This is a genomic window from Mesorhizobium sp. M0830, assembly GCF_040319965.1.
GTDB lineage: Bacteria > Pseudomonadota > Alphaproteobacteria > Rhizobiales > Rhizobiaceae > Mesorhizobium.
In genome coordinates this window covers 1-1,566 of the sequence record NZ_JAMYOR010000134.1, presented here as the reverse complement: position 1 = coordinate 1,566, position 1,566 = coordinate 1, and the positions used below count along the sequence as shown (strand labels likewise).

Genomic DNA, 1,566 nt, shown 5'->3' with positions numbered 1-1,566 from the left:
CGTCTGCCGCGGGATGTTCAAGCTTTTGATCGTGGCCCGCATCGACTTCATTGCCGTTGGGCTGGCCGCAGGCGTGTAACCACAGAAGAACTCATCTCGCTGTGTGTTCGCCACGCGTCGCGGCCGGAACTGATACCCGAGGAAGTCGAACACGACATTCGGGTATTCCCCCCTGCGCCTTTGGTCTTTGCAATAGACGATCTTGGTCTTTGTCGGATGCATTTGAAGCCCGCATGCTGCCAGTCGAGCACCAAGCTCCGCCTTGAGGGCTTCTGCCTGCTGCTCATTCCGGCAATGCACAAGACCATCGTCCGCATATCGACACCATGGAAGGTCAGGATGCGTCCGGGTCATCCACAGATCAAATGCATAGTGCATGAAGAGATTCGACAAGATCGGGCTGACAACGCCCCCTTGCGGGGTACCGCGTGTGCGCTCGACGACTTCCCCGTTCTTCTCCATCGGCGCTGCCAGCCATCTTTCGATGTAGAGCAGAGCCCACTTGCATGTGACGTGCTTCCTGACCGCCTTCAGCAGGAGATCGTGCGGAAGATTGTCAAAACAGCCCTTTGACGTCGAATTCCAGCACCCGGTCATGCTTCCAGCATCGCTGACGCGTGACGCCAACTGCATCCAGAGCCGATTTTCCCGGCCTGTAGCCGTAGGAGTCTGGAAGAAAGCAGGATATCCAAATCCGGCTCAATCATCTGCTTGACCACCATCTGTGCGATCCGATCGCTGACGGTGGGCACACCCAAAACCCTTTCGCCCCCACTCTTCTTCGGAATGGAGACAGCGCGAACCGGCGGTGGGAAGTACGTCCCTGAGGACATCCGATTCCAGACCTTGTAGAGGTTTCCTGCAAGGTCCTTCTCGAACATCTCCAGGGTCTGCCCGTCCACCCGGCTGCGCCCTGGTTGGCTTTGACCGCTTTGTAAGCTTCGTACACTTGTCGTTTCGCAATTCGAAACGGCTTGTCTGTCGTATCTTCTGATAGTCATCCTGTTTCCAGTTGTTCCAAACAATACGACCACCTGATCCGACCCCTTTGCTCCGGCCCCATTACAGGGCCTTCAACGCTCATACGGGCCGGTCCGCCCCAGTCTCCTGCATCGGTACTCTCGCCTTGCGGTTTGGCCCGCTTGAGCTTCTCCCTTTGCATCAGGAGCCTGGTTCCTGCAGTTCCGCGCGAATGCCTGTGTCCGACTCACGCCCCCTCAACGCCGGTCGCCGCCCGCCCTGTCATCAGGCACCCGGCGGACTTGTCCCAGGATGACGAGACGGTCCTGGTTTCGGCGACACTTACGTTCATAACGACGCGTCTTCGAAGGGTTCACTTTCGTTCGTCTTTCGGACACCCACCTGCTCGGATCTCGTCCGAACTTTTCATCCAACGCTCACCACCACGGCTCTTTACCGCAGCAGCTTGGACTGGTTTGAGACCTGCTCCTGAAAGCCAACCCCGGAGGGCCGTCCCCATCATTCACGCAGCTTTACGCTATGGTCTTAGTTCATGTTGAACTCCTTCCGCTGCTCTGCAGCACACTCTCATCGATGAAGACCAGC

2 protein-coding genes are annotated in these 1,566 nt (G+C 57.5%); both read right to left on the bottom strand.

Annotated elements, in window-relative coordinates; translation table 11 throughout:
• Positions 1–633: reverse transcriptase domain-containing protein (locus NKI20_RS33505; RefSeq protein WP_352838263.1), on the bottom strand; the 633-nt coding region annotated here is incomplete at its 3' end.
• Positions 594–881, bottom strand: coding sequence for a hypothetical protein (locus NKI20_RS33500; RefSeq protein ID WP_352838261.1), 288 nt, complete (start codon positions 879–881; stop codon positions 594–596). The genes NKI20_RS33500 and NKI20_RS33505, both read right to left, overlap by 40 nt.
• Positions 882–1,566: the final 685 nt, after the last annotated feature.

Bases quoted from the DNA above. Each gene is read 5' to 3' on its own strand.
- NKI20_RS33500 (WP_352838261.1), bottom strand. From the start codon at position 881: ATGTTCGAGAAGGACCTTGCAGGAAACCTCTACAAGGTCTGGAATCGG.